The 14,629-nt window shown below is 65.3% G+C and carries 14 protein-coding genes; 10 read left to right on the top strand and 4 right to left on the bottom strand.

What is annotated here, in order from left to right:
* Positions 1-16: 16 nt before the first annotated feature.
* Both DKK67_RS15095 and DKK67_RS15100 read left to right on the top strand, forming a co-directional pair.
* Complete coding sequence (locus DKK67_RS15095; protein ID WP_111497340.1) at positions 17-418, top strand: peptidoglycan-binding domain-containing protein; 402 nt, start codon at positions 17-19, stop codon at positions 416-418.
* Positions 393-926: a DUF523 domain-containing protein gene (locus DKK67_RS15100; protein WP_322873915.1), complete on the top strand. Its 534-nt coding sequence runs from the start codon at positions 393-395 to the stop codon at positions 924-926. Before DKK67_RS15095 ends, DKK67_RS15100 begins: the two co-directional genes overlap by 26 nt.
* 31 nt (positions 927-957) lie before the next feature.
* Here the strand turns inward: DKK67_RS15100 and ilvD are convergent, their stop codons facing one another.
* A complete protein-coding gene (gene ilvD, locus DKK67_RS15105; protein WP_111497342.1) occupies positions 958-2,793 on the bottom strand; it encodes a dihydroxy-acid dehydratase in 1,836 nt (611 codons plus the stop codon).
* A 182-nt stretch (positions 2,794-2,975) separates the two neighbouring features.
* Here ilvD and DKK67_RS15110 point away from each other — a divergent pair, with 182 nt between their 5' ends.
* Positions 2,976-4,226 carry an HDOD domain-containing protein gene (locus DKK67_RS15110; RefSeq protein WP_111497343.1) on the top strand — a complete coding sequence of 417 codons (1,251 nt, stop codon included), beginning with the start codon at positions 2,976-2,978 and terminating at the stop codon, positions 4,224-4,226.
* A gap of 62 nt (positions 4,227-4,288) precedes the next feature.
* Complete coding sequence (locus DKK67_RS15115) at positions 4,289-4,861, top strand: LON peptidase substrate-binding domain-containing protein (RefSeq protein ID WP_111497344.1); 573 nt, start codon at positions 4,289-4,291, stop codon at positions 4,859-4,861.
* Positions 4,862-4,870: 9 nt separating this feature from the next.
* Here the strand turns inward: DKK67_RS15115 and DKK67_RS15120 are convergent, their stop codons facing one another.
* Genes DKK67_RS15120 through DKK67_RS15130 form a run of 3 tightly spaced genes read right to left on the bottom strand, consistent with a single transcriptional unit; the run spans position 4,871 to position 8,332 of the window.
* The gene (locus tag DKK67_RS15120; protein ID WP_111497345.1) at positions 4,871-6,316 is read right to left on the bottom strand and encodes a bifunctional DedA family/phosphatase PAP2 family protein; all 1,446 of its coding nucleotides are present in this window, start codon (positions 6,314-6,316) and stop codon (positions 4,871-4,873) included.
* Positions 6,313-7,311: a GGDEF domain-containing protein gene (locus DKK67_RS15125; RefSeq protein ID WP_111497346.1), complete on the bottom strand. Its 999-nt coding sequence runs from the start codon at positions 7,309-7,311 to the stop codon at positions 6,313-6,315. Before DKK67_RS15125 ends, DKK67_RS15120 begins: the two co-directional genes overlap by 4 nt.
* Positions 7,304-8,332 carry a GGDEF domain-containing protein gene (locus DKK67_RS15130; RefSeq protein ID WP_228160670.1) on the bottom strand — a complete coding sequence of 343 codons (1,029 nt, stop codon included), beginning with the start codon at positions 8,330-8,332 and terminating at the stop codon, positions 7,304-7,306. The genes DKK67_RS15125 and DKK67_RS15130 overlap by 8 nt, the downstream gene beginning before the upstream one ends.
* 358 nt (positions 8,333-8,690) lie before the next feature.
* On the opposite strand from DKK67_RS15130, the gene DKK67_RS15135 reads away from it, so the two are divergent.
* The 6 genes from DKK67_RS15135 to rodA all read left to right on the top strand — a co-directional run bounded on the left by DKK67_RS15135 (position 8,691) and on the right by rodA (position 14,628).
* Positions 8,691-9,947 (top strand): glutamate-5-semialdehyde dehydrogenase, encoded by a 1,257-nt coding sequence (locus DKK67_RS15135; RefSeq protein WP_111497347.1) that lies wholly within the window; start codon positions 8,691-8,693, stop codon positions 9,945-9,947.
* A gap of 7 nt (positions 9,948-9,954) precedes the next feature.
* Entirely contained in the window at positions 9,955-10,587 is a 633-nt protein-coding gene (nadD, locus tag DKK67_RS15140; RefSeq protein ID WP_111497348.1) for a nicotinate-nucleotide adenylyltransferase, read from the top strand.
* A 153-nt stretch (positions 10,588-10,740) separates the two neighbouring features.
* Positions 10,741-11,091 (top strand): ribosome silencing factor, encoded by a 351-nt coding sequence (rsfS, locus tag DKK67_RS15145; protein ID WP_111497349.1) that lies wholly within the window; start codon positions 10,741-10,743, stop codon positions 11,089-11,091.
* Positions 11,092-11,093: 2 nt separating this feature from the next.
* The gene (gene rlmH / locus DKK67_RS15150) at positions 11,094-11,564 is read left to right on the top strand and encodes a 23S rRNA (pseudouridine(1915)-N(3))-methyltransferase RlmH (RefSeq protein WP_111497350.1); all 471 of its coding nucleotides are present in this window, start codon (positions 11,094-11,096) and stop codon (positions 11,562-11,564) included.
* Positions 11,565-11,573: 9 nt separating this feature from the next.
* On the top strand, positions 11,574-13,493 hold the full coding sequence (gene mrdA / locus DKK67_RS15155; protein ID WP_111497351.1) for a penicillin-binding protein 2: 1,920 nt from the start codon (positions 11,574-11,576) through the stop codon (positions 13,491-13,493).
* On the top strand, positions 13,486-14,628 hold the full coding sequence (rodA, locus tag DKK67_RS15160) for a rod shape-determining protein RodA (protein ID WP_111497352.1): 1,143 nt from the start codon (positions 13,486-13,488) through the stop codon (positions 14,626-14,628). The genes mrdA and rodA overlap by 8 nt, the downstream gene beginning before the upstream one ends.
* Position 14,629 lies beyond the last annotated feature (1 nt).

Here is a 14,629-nt window from a genome sequence, read left to right on the forward strand (position 1 = left end):
CCCTCAGGAGAACAAGATGAATAAAATAATCCCGGGAAAACAATGGCTGGCGAGTGGTGCCCTGGTGGCGGCGATGTCCCTGACCGGAGCCCCGGCGTGGGCTGCGCAGGACGTCCTGGCCTTGCAGAATGCGCTCTATGGCGCCGGCTATGATATCGAGCAGGCCGATGGCCGGATGGGGCCGTCGACCGTTTCCGCGCTGAAAGCTTTCCAGGCAGACCATCCGGACCTGCAGGTGTCCGGCAAGCTCGACGATCCCACCAAGAAAGCCCTTGGCATGGTGCCTGTGCAGGTAGCGGCGACCAGCGTTGCGGAGCCCGCAGCCAGCGCGCCGGCTGATGTGGCGACCGAGCCGGCCAGCGAGCCCGAAGAGGGTGCGGTGGAAGAGGAAGATGATGGCGATTGGCTGTTCTTCTGATCCCGCCCGGACCTCCCCGCAACGGCGGGTGCTGATCAGCGCCTGCCTGCTGGGGGAGAACGTGCGCTACGACGGCGGCAACCTGCTGACCGAGCATCCGGTGATTCGCCGCTGGCTCGAGGAAGGGCGGGTGGTTCAGGTGTGTCCGGAAGTGGCCGGCGGTCTGCCGACGCCGCGCCCGCCGGCAGAGGCTCGCGGTGGGGACGGTCGTGAGGTGCTCGCCGGTCGCGCGCGGATTATCGCGCGTGACGGTGAGGATGTGACCGACGCCTTCGTGGAAGGCGCCAGTCTGGCCCTGCGCACGGCTGAACAGCAGCACTGTGTGCTGGCGGTTTTGGCGGCGCGCAGCCCAAGCTGCGGTAATCGGGAAGTTTACGACGGTTCGTTCAGCGGCCGGTTGATGCCCGGCATGGGGACCGCGGCCGCGCGGCTCGAAGCCGCCGGCATCGCGGTGTTCAACCAGAACGAACTGGAGGCGGCGGACGCCCGTCTGCGCGCCGTGGAGTGAGCGCCAGCGGCGGCATCCGCCAACCCATCTGTCAGTCCAGTTTTTCCAGATCCCGGACGCCGCCCTTGTCGGCACTGGTGGCCAGCAGGGCATAGGCCTTGAGGGCCCCGGAGACCTTGCGAGGACGCGGTGCAGCCGGTTTCCAGCCCAGCTCGTCGCGGGCGGCGCGACGCTTGTCCATCTCCTGGTCATCGACCAGTACGTTGATGCTGCGCTCCGGGATATTGATGAGAATGGTATCGCCGTCCTCGATCAGGCCGATGGCACCGCCGGCGCCGGCTTCCGGAGACACGTGGCCGATCGACAGACCGGAGGTGCCGCCGGAGAAGCGTCCGTCGGTCAGCAGGGCGCACTGCTTGCCCAGGCCCTTGGATTTCAGGTAGCTGGTCGGGTAGAGCATTTCCTGCATGCCCGGGCCGCCTTTGGGGCCTTCGTAGCGGATCACCACCACGTCACCGGCCTGGACTTCGTCGTTGAGGATGCCGGCTACGGCGGTGTCCTGACTCTCGAAGACGCGGGCCCGGCCTTCGAATACGTAGATGCTCTCGTCGACACCGGCGGTTTTGACCACGCAGCCGTCCTGGGCGATATTGCCGTAAAGGACTGCCAGACCGCCTTCCAGCGAGAAGGCGTTGTCCAGAGAATGGATGCAGCCATTGGCGCGGTCGCCGTCCAGGGTGGGCCAGCGCGTGCTCTGGCTGAACGCCTGCTGGGTCGGGATACCGGCCGGACCGGCCTTGAAGAATTCAACCACCGCTTCGGACGGCTGGCGCATGATGTCCCATTCATCCAGGGCGTCGGCCAGCGTGGCGCTGTGGACGGTCGGCACGGCGGTGTTGAGCAGGCCGGCACGGTCCAGCTCACCGAGGATGCCCATGATGCCGCCGGCGCGGTGCACGTCTTCCATATGGTACTGGGGCGAGTTGGGCGCCACCTTGCACAGCTGCGGCACTTTGCGCGAGAGCTGGTCGATTTCCGCCAGGGTGAACGGCACCTGGCCCTCCTGTGCAGCGGCCAGCAGGTGCAGAATGGTGTTGGTGGAGCCGCCCATGGCGATGTCCAGGGTCATGGCGTTGTAGAACGCGTCCATGGAAGCGATGCTCAGCGGCAGCACGCTGGCGTCGTCCTGCTCATAGTAGCGGCGGGCGTTCTCGACGATCTGGCGACCGGCCTTGAGGAACAGCTGTTCGCGGTCGGCGTGGGTGGCCAGCATGGAGCCGTTGCCCGGCAGCGACAGGCCGATGGCCTCGGTCAGGCAGTTCATGGAGTTGGCGGTGAACATGCCCGAGCAGGAGCCGCAGGTGGGGCAGGCGCTGCGTTCGTATTCCTCGACTTCCTCGTCGGTGGCGTTGGGATCGGCGGCGATCACCATGGCGTCCACCAGGTCCAGCTTGTGTTCGGACAGCTTGGTCTTCCCGGCTTCCATGGGGCCGCCGGAAACAAAAATGGTGGGGATGTTCAGGCGCATCGCGGCCATCAGCATGCCCGGGGTGATCTTGTCGCAGTTGGAGATACACACCAGTGCGTCGGCGCAGTGGGCGTTGACCATGTATTCCACGGAATCGGCGATGATTTCGCGGGAGGGCAGCGAGTAGAGCATGCCGTCGTGGCCCATGGCGATGCCGTCATCCACGGCGATGGTGTTGAATTCCTTGGCCACGCCGCCGGCTGCTTCGATTTCACGGCAGACCAGTTGCCCAAGATCCTTCAGGTGCACGTGGCCGGGTACAAACTGGGTGAAGGAGTTGGCGACCGCAATAATGGGTTTGTTGAAGTCGTCGTTCTTCATCCCGGTGGCGCGCCAGAGAGCACGGGCACCGGCCATATTGCGACCCGCTGTGGAGGTCTTGGAGCGGTACTGGGGCATGGTCTTCTCTCATCAAGGTGAATTCGGGGATTGCAGAGAATACCAGAAGTCTTCGGCAAGCGGGGTTCGCAGTTGATGTAGGCTTGGCTGGCCCAATCCGTAACCTTTGTTCACAATGTAAAGAATCGACGGTCGCCGCCAATGCCGGGGAACCGCGTTCTTTTCGTTCAGGAGTTTTGCCGATGCCCGCAGAGGAACTGCTGTCCATCCGACGGCTGCGAGAGTTTCAGCCGCTCGACCGACTGACCGACGACCAACTGATCCTTCTCGCGTCCCGCGGTGAACATCGCCGTCACGGGCCCGGGCAGCGGGTGGCGGAGCGCGGTGGCCAGGACGGTCTGGACTATTTCCTGCTGGCCGGTGAGGTGGAGCTGGAAGCGGCGGACGGCCGCACCAACAGCATCGTTGCCGGCAGTGACAAGGCGCGGATGCCGATTGCCCGCTTGCAGCCGCGCATGTATAGCGTCATCGCGGCACGGCCCTGTGAATTCCTGATCATCGAGCAGGATGTGCTGAACCAGTTGCTGCGTGCGGCCCCGGTGCCGGAAGAGGGCGTTGCCGAAGTCGCCGACCACGGCGGTGATGAGGCCCACGATCTGCTGATGGAGTTCTACGCCGAACTGCGCTCCAACAAGCTGGCGCTGCCCAGTGTGCCCGACGTGGCCTGGAAGGTGCGTCGTGCCACGGATCGGGAAGACTCCACCGCCGATGACATTGCCCGCGTGATCACCGTCGATCCGTCGATCTCGGCCAAGCTGGTCCGGGCCTGCAACAGCCCGCTCTATCGCGGCTTCAACGACGTGCGCACCGTGCGCGATGCCGTGGTGCGGCTGGGGACCAAGACCACGCGCCAACTGGTGACGGTGTTCTCCATGCGGGAAATCTTCAAGACCCAGCGCCCGGAGCTGCAGACGGCCATGGAGCTGCTCTGGGTACGCTCGCGGGAAGTGGCGGCGTTGAGCTGGGTGCTGGCGGATGCGGTTACCAACCTGGATCCCGAGGAGGCGCTGCTGGCGGGGTTGCTGCACGACATCGGCGCCGTGCCGGTGATCGTGCAGGCCGAGCACCACGTCAATGTGTTCGCCGACAAGACCCTGCTGGAGCGGGTGATCGACGAACTCAAGCCCGATACCGGTGCGGCCCTGCTGGAACGCTGGGAATTTCCCGAGAGTTTCGTGACGGTCGCCCGTCACGCCCAGGACTGGTCCTATCAGCCGTCGCAGGAGGAGCCCCAACTGGTGGATGTGGTGATCCTGGCCAAACTGCACGCGCTGATCCGGGACCGCAACAACCGGCAGCTGCCGCGCTTCGAGTCGGTGCCCGCGTACAGCCGTCTGGGTGAACTGGAGCTGAGTGCGTCACGGAGCCTGCAGATTCTCAACCGGGCGCAGGAACGGGTCGACGAGGTGCAGCGGCTTCTCTCCATCCACTGACACACTTCGCCGTCCATTAACCGGATCGAACGTTGGACAGGCAACAGGGTAGCGATTCTGTCATGCATGTACCGATTTTTCCGCTGAACTCCATTGTGCTGCCCAAAGGGCGCATTCCGCTTCAGCTTTTCGAGCCCCGCTATATCGACATGCTGACCCGTTGTCTGAAAGACGACCGCGGCTTCGTCATCGTGCTGCTGCGCGAGGGGCTGGAAACCGACACCCTGGCGGCGTTCTACGACATCGGCACCTATGTCCGCATCGTCGACTTCCAGCAGTTGGAGAACGGCCTGTTGGGGATCACCGTGGAGGGCGCTTACAAAGTGGCCGTGCTCAAGAGCTGGCAGGCGCCGGACGGCCTCAACATGGGCGACGTGGAAGGGCTGCAGATGGAGGAAGACCTGCCCCTGCCGGACCGGATGACCGAAATGGCGGTGGTGCTCAAGGCGCTGCTGCGCCATCCGGTGGTCAAGGATCTGGAAATGGCCGTTGATTTCGACAACGCCCGGGATGTGGGCTGGCGCCTGACGGAACTGCTGCCGCTTGAACGCCAGGACAAACAGCGCCTGATGGAACTGCAGGATCCGCTGGAGCGCCTGGACCATCTGCACGACATCCTTGAGGCGCTCGAGTAAGCCGGGGGCTCACCCCGCCAGGGCGTATCGCGCCAGTCCCGCCGGCAACGCCATCCATACGTACAGGGCCGCCGTCACCGTCATCGCCGCCAGCGCTGTGTTGGCGAGTGGTGTCTGGCGCAGGCGGTGGCGATCATGGCGGCTGTAGCTCACCCGGGCCAGCCCGCACAGGCTCAGGCCCAGCAGCAGCCCGCCAATCACGTCGGAAAACCAGTGTACGCCCAGGTAGAGGCGGCTCAGGGCAATCATCAGGATCGGCGCGCTGAAGACGCTGTAGACGATCCAGCGCCGTTGTCGAGGCCACTCATGGGCGACAAAGCTGGCCGCCAGGGCCAGCAGGGTGGTGATACCGCTGGCGTGGCCGCTGGGGTACGCGAAGGACGCCGGCGGCAGCGTGACCAGTTCCGGGCGCGGCACCGCGAAGCCATTCTTCATGGCGGTGGTGACCAGTGTGGCCGCCAGACCGGCGCCGACCCAGTGCAGGGCCGCGGCGGGCATGCCGCGCGTCAGAAAGAAGACGACAACGATCCCGCTCAGCAGGGTCAGCAGAATGGGATCACCCAGCAGTGTCAGGGTAACGGCCAGCGGATCCAGCAGCGGGTGGCGCAGGGCGCTGAAGAACGCCGCCGCCTGGTGGTCCAGAGGTTCCAGCAGCCGGGTTTCCAGGCACAGCAGCGACCAGAGCACGAACAGCGCGAGACTCCCCAGGGTAAGCATGATCGACGCCAGCGGAAATTCCGGGCCTTGCGGCCGCTCGCTGGACAGGGCCTGCCAGACCTGGTTTGCCACCGGGTGGCGCTGCATCATGACCTGCACGCGGCGATAGAGGACGCCGTCGTGGCCCAGCCCCAGTTGCAGCCGGAAGAACACCAGGTAGAGGCCCGTCAGCACGCCCAGACTGGCCGCCATGATCGGGTAGAAGTGGGGAGGCAGCGTCAGGTCCAGTGCCATGGCGCTGCCCACCAGGTAGCCCGGCAACACGAACATGGGCGCCCAGCCCAGGGCCGAGATCAGGTTAAAAGCCAGGAAACGCCGTGCCGGCATCTGGAACGCGCCGGCGATGAGCGGCACCACCGGCCGCAGCGGGCCGACGAAACGGCCAATCACCACGCTCTTGCCGCCGTGCTGCTCGAAGAAGCGGCTGCCGCGATCAAGCATGCGCGGGTAGCGGCTGAATGGCCAGAGGGTGTGCAGGCGGCCCTGGAACTGGCGCCCCAGCCAGAAGCTGACACCGTCGCCGGCAACCGCCCCGGCGGCGGCCCAGCCCAGGGCTTCCAGCAAGGGCATGTTGATCTGGCCCGCCAGCGTCGAGGCAGCCAGCAGAATGGCGATCCCGGGGACCAGGACGCCGGCGATGGCCAGGGATTCCACGAACGAAATGCCGAACAGCGCCGCGGCGAGCCAGGCCGGGTTGTGTCCCAGCCATTCCAGTGCCTGTTGTAACCAGTCCATCATGCTGCGTTGGAGCTTCCTGCAATAAACCAGGCCCGGTCCGAACCGCGACGCTGGGCTTCCCGCATGGCGGCTTCGGCCCGGTCACGCAGGTGGTGGCTGGTGGCGTCCGAGGCATGCCAGGCGGTACAGCCAAGCGTCGCCGTCAGGCGTCCCACGATGGGCCATTCGGTCTCGCCCAGGGTACGGCGGACCCGTTCGGCAATGACCCGGACGCCCTCTTCGGGCGTAAACGGCAAGACCAGGAAAAAGTCCCGGTTGTTCAGCGAGTAGAGCGTGTCCCCGGCGCGGATGACGCCGAACAGGGTTTCGGTGATTTCCCGCATCAGTTTGGCGACTGGGTCGCGGCCATGCAGTTCCACCGCTTCGTCCAGATAATCCAGGTGGACCTGGATGACCGACAGGGTGTTGCCGGTGGCCTGGGCGCGGGAAATCTCCTTTTGCAGGGTTTCGTCGAGGAAACGCGCGTTGTGGGCGCCGGTCTGATGATCAGTGATCGACAGGTCTTCCGCCGACTGCGCCATGTGCCGGTAGCGCCAGCTGTAGAATCCGGCCGCGCCGGTCAGCATGACAATACCGCCCAGGGTGATCACCGCCTGGGCCGGCGTGGTGGCCAGGAACAGCCAGAAGCCGACGCAGCCCACCAGCGACAGGGTGATGGTGAGGGCCGTCCGCAGCGGCAGGATCAGCAGGTTCAGCAGGATCAGCGCGAGCGTCCAGTGGGACACGTCGGGGTGAGGGCTGGAGAACACGGCGGCCACGGCCAGCAGGTTCATGGCGCCCAGTACCAGGATGTGGCCGGGGGCGAACAGTTGGCGCCGGCGCATCAGCAACGTGTAAGCGGTGCCGGTCACCGAAGCCACCGCCAGTGCCAGCGCCAGGTAGAACAGGTCGTAGAACCCGTAGCGCAGGTTCTGTACCGCCAGGCCCGCCATAAACAGGGCTGTGAGGCTGTAGCCCAGGCTGTGGGTCAGGGTTCGCAGGCGCGTCTCAGTCATCGCTGGGCGCCTCCTGGCCGGTGTCCGGCTCTCCGGCGCCCGACCAGGCGCTGAACGACTGGGTGCGGTTGCCGCCCTGCTGCTGGGCCCGCTGCAGGGCCCGCGCGGCACCCTGTTGCAGGGTTTCGGCGTCGTCACCGATATTCAGGCCGGCCACCCCGGCGCTGACCGTCAGGTCGAGGTCGTGGGATTCCAGCAGCGTACGCAGGCCGCGGCGGATCACTTCGGCGCGGGAGGTGGCCGTTGCCGTGTTGACCCCGGGCAGTACCGCCAGGAACTGCAGGTCGGCCACCCGGTAGTAGCTGTCGAAGTCGCGCAACTGGGAATTCAGGTAGCGTCCGATGCGGGGCAGTATGGCGCGGATGTCCGCCTCCGGAAGCGCGCCGCTGCGATGGATGTCCAAGCCGATCAGGATCACCGCCATCTCGATGCCTTCCCGTTCGCTGCGCTGGATTTCCTTGTGCAGGTCGGCGGACAGGTAGTCGCGGCTGGCGGCCTGGGTCAGCTCATCCGTGCGCCGTAGGGGAGCGAGCTGCCGGCTCTTGTATTCGCGCAGGAATACGAACAGGGTGGAGAGCAGAACGGCCAGCAGCCCGCAGGCGACGAACTGGTGGCGGTCCGGCCCCAGGTCGCTGTCCAGGCCGGCGGCCACTACCAGGGCGAGGTAAGGCACCATCAGCAGGGCGGCCCAGCGCAGCGGCCACAGGCCGAAGGTGGCCAGCGGATACACGTAGCTCCACTGGGACAGGCCGGGTGCGTTGGTGAGTATCGCCGGCGCCAGCGCCGCCAGGAACAGCAGGTGCAGAACGCGCGCGGTGATCAGCAGGGCGTGTCGGTGGCGGCCGACTTCCGCCCGGTAACGGCTCCATACGATTCCGGCGCACAGGGCGCTGGCGATCGCGGCGGCAAAAGCCGCCTGCCACAGGCTGAAGGCTGCCAGCAGCACCAGCGCGGTGGCGGCGAACCGGGCAAAGCGGCTGAACAGGAATGTTTCCGCCACATTCGGCATCACGCTCTCCATGACGACATTTCCCGCGGGGCTTGCTTGGCGACGGATCGGCGGCAGGCGGGGGAAATGTTTGGGTGTTCCTTACTTGAAGGGTAAGCCATCCGGGCGTTACCGGCGCTGACTTTTGCCCTGTTGCTCCGAGAGTTTTTCGCAGGAGTTTTCCAGAGGCTCCTTAAACCGGATCGGCCGCCCGCGTATAATAGCGGCAACAACGTATACTGGCATCCGGAGAAAGCACCGGGACGAGACCATGTGAAAACGGCTGCGCCCGCGACGTTACCAGACGGCCCCCTGGCGCCCTGTTTTCCGGGAATATCGACCGATACGCTTAAATTAGCAAAAGCAAAACAGCAGATGATAGGACCTCTTGATGGATATTTCGGCTTACATGGCAGACGTTGGTCAACAGGCGCGCGCCGCCGCGACCGCCATCGCCCGTTCCAGCACCGCTGACCGCAATGCGGCCCTGCTGGCCATGGCCGAGGCGCTCGACGCCTCCCGCGAGGCGCTGGCTGAGGCCAACCGCAAGGATCTCGAAGCCGGCCGTGCCACTGGCCTGGAGCCGGCGATGCTCGATCGCCTGGAGCTTACTCCGGCGCGCATCGATACCATGATCGAGGGTTTGCGCCAGGTGGCCACCCTGCCGGATCCCATCGGAGAGATCACCGGCCTGAGTTATCGCCCGTCGGGCATCCAGGTGGGCAAGATGCGCGTGCCGCTCGGCGTGGTGGGGATTATCTACGAGTCTCGCCCCAACGTCACCGTCGAGGCGGCCAGTCTGTGCCTGAAATCCGGTAACGCCACCATCCTGCGTGGCGGCTCCGAGTCTCTCGAGTCGAACCAGGCCATCGCCGCCTGCATTGCGCGCGGACTGAGCGAGGCCGGGTTGCCGGAGGAGGCGGTACAGGTGATCAAGACCCGTGACCGCGACGCCGTGGGCAAATTGATCACCATGCCCGAGTACGTTGACGTGATCGTGCCGCGCGGTGGCAAGGGCCTGATCGAGCGCATCAGCCGCGAAGCCCGCGTACCTGTCATCAAGCACCTGGACGGTATCTGCCACGTCTACATCGACAGCCATGCCGATCCGGAAAAGGCGCTGGCGGTGGCGGTGAACGCCAAAACCCAGCGCTACGGTACCTGCAACACCATGGAAACCCTGTTGGTGGACGCGGAAGTGGCGGCGGATATGCTGCCCCTGCTGGCCCGCGACTACGCCGGGAAGGGCGTTGAGCTGCGTGGTTGCGAGCGCACCCGGGACATCCTGCCGGATGTGGCGGCGGCCAGCGAGGAGGACTGGTCCACCGAGTACCTGGCGCCGATTCTGGCGGTGCGTGTGGTGGACGGACTCGACGACGCGATTGCCCACATCAACCGTTACAGCTCCCAGCACACCGACGCTATCGTCACCGAGAACGTGACCCGGGCCCGCCGCTTCCTGACCGAAGTGGATTCCAGCTCGGTCATGGTCAACGCCTCGACCCGCTTCGCCGACGGTTTCGAATATGGCCTGGGGGCCGAGATCGGCATCTCCACCGACAAGATCCACGCTCGCGGTCCCGTGGGGCTGGAGGGCCTCACCTCGCAGAAATACGTGGTGTTCGGCGACGGCCATATCCGGACCTGAGGGCGCTATGAAGGTGATGTATGGCGGGACGTTCGATCCCGTTCACCACGCCCATCTGCGCACCGCGGTGGAGCTGCGGGAACGTTTGCAGGTGGCGGAAGTGCGGCTGGTGCCGTGTCACCTGCCACCGCACCGGGACGAGCCGGGTGCCACGTCGGAGCAGCGTCTGCGGATGCTCGAGGCGGCGGTCGCGGGTGAGCCCGGACTGGTCCTGGACGCCCGCGAGCTGAAGCGCGACGCGCCGTCCTACACGGTCGATACGCTGGCAGAGCTGAGAGACGAGGTGGGCCCCGGCGAGCCGCTGGCGATGGTGGTGGGCACCGACAGTTTCGCCGCCATCGACCGCTGGGACCGTTGGCGCGAGCTGCTTGAGCTGGCCCACATCATCGTCGTCCAGCGCCCGGGCTACGACGTGCCGGAGGATTCGGTGGCGGGCGAGTTGCTGGCGGCCAACCGCGGCACTGACGCCGACAGCCTGCGGGCCTGCCCGGCTGGGCGCGTCTGGGCCGTGAACCTGCCGCTGCTGGACATCTCCGCGACGTCCGTGCGTGCGGCCATCCGCGAGGGGCGTTCGCCGCGTTTTCTGCTGCCGGACCCGGTCTGGCGGTTGATCCGCGAAGAGGGGCTGTACCGGGACTGAGCCCGGCCATCCGGAACTGGTCGAAACGTGACCTGTCCGAGAATTTTGATGGTACAATGCCCGATTCGTCGCCGCTGCCATGGGCAGGGCATTCATCGCCGGCTTCCGCCGGGACCGGCACGTCAGGTGGAAACACCGTCAAACAGGGTACTTATGCAGGCTGAGCAACTGAGAGATACGGTCGTTAACGCATTGGAGGAAGTGAAGGCGCAGGACATCAGTGTGATGGATGTCCGGGACAGAACCAGCGTCACCGACTACATGGTGATCGCATCGGGCACGTCCAATCGGCACGTCCGCTCCCTGGCGGAGTCCGTCATGAACGAGGTGAAATCCAAGGGCGTACGCAACGCCAATGTCGAAGGTGGAGAGAACAGCGACTGGCTGCTGGTGGACCTCGGCGATGTGGTCCTGCATGTGATGATGCCCGCCACCCGCGAATTCTACGATCTGGAACGGCTCTGGCGTGATGCGCCGGGTCTGGGTGCGGCCGGTAGCGAGTAATCATGCGTTTGAAGCTGGTCTGCGTCGGCCAGAAGATGCCGGGCTGGGTGAACGATGGTTATCAGGAATACGCCCGCCGTTTCCCGCCCGACCTGCCGCTGGAGCTGGTGGAGACCCCGCTGGCCCAGCGGGGCAAGAATCCCGATATCCCCCGACTGATGCAAAAGGAAGGCGACGCCCAGTTGGCGGCGCTGGGGCGCAGCGACCGGGTGATAGCCCTGGAAGTCGGCGGTCGGGCCTGGTCGACCGAAAAACTGGCGGACCAGCTGGAGACCTGGCAGATGGACGGTCGTGACGTGGCCTTTCTCGTGGGCGGTCCCGACGGTCTTGCACCCAGCTGCCGGGCGCGGGCCGACCAGCTCTGGTCGCTGTCGCCGTTGACCCTGCCGCATCCGCTGGTGCGCATCCTTTTGGCCGAGCAGCTTTATCGCGCCTGGTCGATTACCCGCAACCATCCATACCACCGCGCATAGGATTCACGCATGCCCTGGGGGGAATTCAAGGACACCGCTGCCGAGCGTCGCCTGTTCCAGCGGCGCGTGCTGGTGGCACTCGTGGTCATGCTTGCGATGCTGGGTATCCTGGTCACGCGCCTGTATTACCTACAGATCCTCAATCACGACAACTTCACCACTCTGTCGGAAAAAAACCGGGTGCAAGTGCAGCCCATGGCGCCGCCGCGTGGGCTCATCTACGACCGCAACGATGTGCTGCTGGCGGAGAATCGCCCCGTGTTCAGCGTGACCGTCGTACCCGAGCGGGTGCCCGACATGGATGCGACCCTGGACCAGCTCCAGCGGATCCTCGACATCTCCGACGAGGACATCGAACGCTTCAACCGGCGCCTGGACGAATACCGTCGGCCGTTCTCGGCTGTCCCCCTGAGCTACGACCTGGATGAAGCCGCCATTGCACGCATGGCGGTCCACCGTTACGAGTTGCCCGGTGTCGAGGTGGAAGCGGAGCTGGTGCGCTACTACCCATACGCTGAGCTGACTTCCCATGCTCTGGGCTATGTCGGCCGCATCAACCGCGATGAGCTACGCAAGCTCGATCCCACCGACTACGCTGGCACCAACTACGTGGGCAAGTCCGGGGTCGAGCGCTTTTATGAAGATGCTCTGCACGGCCAGGTGGGTTACCAGCACGTGGAAACCAATGCCCGGGGCCGGACCCTGCGTGTGCTGGAGCAGCAAAACCCCGTGCCTGGCGACGACCTGCGGCTGCATATGGACATTCGTCTGCAGCGCGAAGCTTTCCACTTGCTGGAGGGGCGCCGTGGCGCCATCGTCGCCATTGAACCCAAGACCGGCGGCGTGCTGGCGCTGGCGAGCGTGCCTGGCTTCGACGCCAACCTGTTCGTGACCGGGATCGGCGTGGAGCAGTACCGGGCGCTGAGCGAGTCCCCCGACAAACCCCTGTTTAACCGGGCCCTGCGCGGTCAGTACCCACCCGGCTCTACCATCAAGCCGATGATGGCGGTGGCCGGACTGGACAGCGATCACACCACCTGGGAGCGGACCATCTGGGATCCGGGCTATTACCAGATTGACGGCAAGGGTCGCCGCTATCGTGACTGGAAGTGGGGCGGTCACGGCTGGGTCGACCTGAAAAGCGCGATTGCCGAGTCGTGCGACACTTACTTCTACGACCTGGGCGAGCGCATGGGCATCGATGTCATGCACGAGTACCTGGACCAGTTCGGTTTTGGCAAGGACACCTCCCTCGACATCAGTGGCGCCCAGGCGGGCCTGCTGCCGTCGTCTCAGTGGAAGCGTGCGGTACGCAACGCGCCCTGGTACCCGGGGGATTCGGTCAACATGAGTATCGGCCAGGGCTTCATGCTGGCCACGCCACTGCAACTGGCTACGGCCACCGCGGTCGTGGCCAATCACGGCACGTGGGCCCAGCCGCGTATGCTCAAGGACGCCATCGGTGCCGAGTCCACGGATGAGGTCATGCCCAAGGAGACGCACCAGGACCTGAACCTCAAGCGCGAACAGGACTGGGATCACGTGGTGGAGTCCATGGAGGCGGTCATGCACGGTCCCCACGGCACCGGCCGAAAAGCGGGCGCGGATGCGGCCTACCGCATTGCCGGTAAGTCCGGCACCGCCCAGGTGTTCAGTCTGGCCGAGGGCGAGGAATACGATGCCGACGAAATCAAGGAGCGCCTGCGCGACCACGCCCTGTTCGTGGCCTTTGCACCGGCCGACGATCCCAAGATCGCGGTGGCGGTGATCGTCGAGAACGGCGGTGGCGGCAGCAGCACCGCCGCGCCGCTGGCCCGCAAGATGATGGATGCCTGGCTGCTGGATATGAACGCCGGGGAAGAGCCGGCGGATACAGACAAGCCAATCGTGGCCGGTCAGTCGGAAGAGGAGTCCCGCAGCGATGGCTGAGCGTGATTTTGTCAGGCACATGCAGGGGCCGAGCCTGCATAACCCGCGCGGTCTGCTCAACCGCATCCACCTGGATCCGATACTGCTGGTGCTGTTGCTGCTCCTGCTCGGCGGCGGCCTGTTCGTGCTGTACAGCGGCGGTGACAGCAGCATGGCCATCGTCGAGTCCCAGGTGGCGCGGATCGGTGTGGCTCTGGTGGTCATGTTCGTGTTCGCGCAGCTGGATCCGTCGGTCTACCGGCGCTGGGCGCCCTGGTTGTACGCGCTGGGCCTGATTGCCCTGGCGGCGGTGCTGCTGGTCGGGGTGGGGGCCAAGGGCGCGCAGCGCTGGCTGGCGCTGCCCGGCCTGCCGCGTTTTCAGCCATCCGAGTTCATGAAGCTGGCGGTGCCGATCATGGCCGCCTGGTATCTGTCCCGCCACTACCTGCCGCCGCGTTTCTCAAGGGTGGCGGTGGCGCTGGCCATCGTTTTCCTGCCGATGATTCTCATCGTTGAACAGCCGGACCTGGGGACGGCGCTGCTGGTGGGCCTTGCGGGCCTGTTCGTGGTGTTTTTCGCCGGCCTGAGCTGGAAACTGCTGGGCGCCTTCTTCGGCATGGCCGGGGTGGCGGCGCCGGTGATGTGGTTCTTCGTCATGCGCGAATACCAGAAACAGCGTGTCCTGACCCTGCTGGACCCGGAAAGCGATCCACTGGGCGCGGGCTGGAACATCATCCAGTCGAAGACCGCGATCGGTTCGGGCGGGCTCATGGGCAAGGGCTGGCTGCAGGGCACCCAGTCGCACCTGGATTTTCTGCCCGAAAGCCACACCGACTTTATTGTGGCGGTGCTGGCCGAAGAGTTCGGCTTTATCGGGGTGGTGGCGCTGATGACCCTGTACTTCCTGATCATCGCCCGCTGCCTCTACATCGCCGTCAACGCTCAGGACTCCTTCGGTCGCCTCGTGGCCGGCGCCCTGACCATGACCTTTTTCATCTATGTCTTCGTCAATATCGGTATGGTTAGCGGTATCCTGCCCATCGTCGGTGTACCCCTGCCGATGGTCAGTTACGGGGGGACTTCCATCGTCACGCTGATGGCGGCGTTCGGGGTCATGATGTCGATTCACACACACCGGCGCATGATCACGGCCTAGG

The organism is Marinobacter bohaiensis (assembly GCF_003258515.1).
Classification (GTDB): Bacteria; Pseudomonadota; Gammaproteobacteria; order Pseudomonadales; family Oleiphilaceae; genus Marinobacter_A; species Marinobacter_A bohaiensis.

Coding starts and splice junctions, on each gene's coding strand:
- DKK67_RS15095 (WP_111497340.1), top strand. CDS start 17: ATGAATAAAATAATCCCGGGAAAACAATGGCTGGCGAGTGGTGCCCTG.
- DKK67_RS15100 (WP_322873915.1), top strand. CDS start 393: ATGATGGCGATTGGCTGTTCTTCTGATCCCGCCCGGACCTCCCCGCAA.
- ilvD (WP_111497342.1), bottom strand. CDS start 2,793: ATGCCCCAGTACCGCTCCAAGACCTCCACAGCGGGTCGCAATATGGCC.
- DKK67_RS15110 (WP_111497343.1), top strand. CDS start 2,976: ATGCCCGCAGAGGAACTGCTGTCCATCCGACGGCTGCGAGAGTTTCAG.
- DKK67_RS15115 (WP_111497344.1), top strand. CDS start 4,289: ATGCATGTACCGATTTTTCCGCTGAACTCCATTGTGCTGCCCAAAGGG.
- DKK67_RS15120 (WP_111497345.1), bottom strand. CDS start 6,316: ATGATGGACTGGTTACAACAGGCACTGGAATGGCTGGGACACAACCCG.
- DKK67_RS15125 (WP_111497346.1), bottom strand. CDS start 7,311: ATGACTGAGACGCGCCTGCGAACCCTGACCCACAGCCTGGGCTACAGC.
- DKK67_RS15130 (WP_228160670.1), bottom strand. CDS start 8,332: ATGGAGAGCGTGATGCCGAATGTGGCGGAAACATTCCTGTTCAGCCGC.
- DKK67_RS15135 (WP_111497347.1), top strand. CDS start 8,691: ATGGATATTTCGGCTTACATGGCAGACGTTGGTCAACAGGCGCGCGCC.
- nadD (WP_111497348.1), top strand. CDS start 9,955: ATGAAGGTGATGTATGGCGGGACGTTCGATCCCGTTCACCACGCCCAT.
- rsfS (WP_111497349.1), top strand. CDS start 10,741: ATGCAGGCTGAGCAACTGAGAGATACGGTCGTTAACGCATTGGAGGAA.
- rlmH (WP_111497350.1), top strand. CDS start 11,094: ATGCGTTTGAAGCTGGTCTGCGTCGGCCAGAAGATGCCGGGCTGGGTG.
- mrdA (WP_111497351.1), top strand. CDS start 11,574: ATGCCCTGGGGGGAATTCAAGGACACCGCTGCCGAGCGTCGCCTGTTC.
- rodA (WP_111497352.1), top strand. CDS start 13,486: ATGGCTGAGCGTGATTTTGTCAGGCACATGCAGGGGCCGAGCCTGCAT.